Annotated in this window: 4 tRNA genes and 1 rRNA gene; all 5 read left to right on the top strand. The window is 44.8% G+C overall.

From position 1 onward, the window contains the following. Positions 1-71 (top strand): 16S ribosomal RNA (locus Q8W40_RS28005); the annotation flags it as partial. A gap of 88 nt (positions 72-159) precedes the next feature. Beyond that, positions 160-235 (top strand) — tRNA-Glu (locus Q8W40_RS28010). Positions 236-237: 2 nt separating this feature from the next. Beyond that, positions 238-313, top strand: a tRNA-Lys gene (locus Q8W40_RS28015). A 9-nt stretch (positions 314-322) separates the two neighbouring features. Next, positions 323-398, top strand: a tRNA-Ala gene (locus Q8W40_RS28020). 39 nt (positions 399-437) lie between these two features. Beyond that, positions 438-513, top strand: a tRNA-Val gene (locus Q8W40_RS28025). The last annotated feature ends 417 nt before the right edge of the window (positions 514-930 follow it).

Raw genomic sequence — 930 nt, forward strand, 5'->3', positions numbered from 1 at the left:
TGTGGTTCATGACTGGGGTGAAGTCGTAACAAGGTAGCCCTAGGGGAACCTGGGGCTGGATCACCTCCTTATACGATGATTATCGCGATGAGTACCCACACAGATTGATACGGTTTATGTAGAAAAGAGAAATGAACGTTCCCATACGTTCATGCTAGTGTCCCGTTCGTCTAGAGGCCTAGGACACCGCCCTTTCACGGCGGTAACAGGGGTTCGACTCCCCTACGGGATACCATTGGGTCGTTAGCTCAGTTGGTAGAGCAGTTGACTTTTAATCAATTGGTCGCAGGTTCGAATCCTGCACGACCCACCATTTCAAGATGGGGCTATAGCTCAGCTGGGAGAGCGCCTGCCTTGCACGCAGGAGGTCAGCAGTTCGATCCTGCTTAGCTCCACCACTCTTGAAATCTTCTACCTATAAGAAGTAAAACTAATATGGGCGATTAGCTCAGTTGGGAGAGCACCTGCCTTACAAGCAGGGGGTCACTGGTTCGAGCCCGGTATCGCCCACCATTTTTAAGCGTTCTTCTCTTAAATTAGAGAATATTTAAAAATGGTTCTTAATGAATCACGCTCTTTAACAATTTGGAAAGCTGACGAATAACAACAATCCCCTTATCTATGGATAAGCGTTGTTATTCAAATTAAAAGTTCTCAAATCCTAGATGACTTGTTCATTTAGGTACCAACACACATTCAAGTGTTCTTGGGAATAACGAAAGTTATTCATATTTGAGTCCGGCAAAATCGAAGTGTTGTCTCGCTCATAATAAAGAGACAACGATAAACCTTGGTTGTTTGCCATACACCTTTTTGTCTTCACTTTTGAAAAGTGAAAGCAAATCGAAACCTTTTGGGGTTGTATGGTTAAGTGACTAAGCGTACACGGTGGATGCCTTGGCAGTCAGAGGCGACGAAGGACGTATTAAC

The sequence above is a fragment of the Vibrio penaeicida genome (assembly GCF_030689305.1).
Lineage (GTDB): Bacteria > Pseudomonadota > Gammaproteobacteria > Enterobacterales > Vibrionaceae > Vibrio > Vibrio penaeicida_B.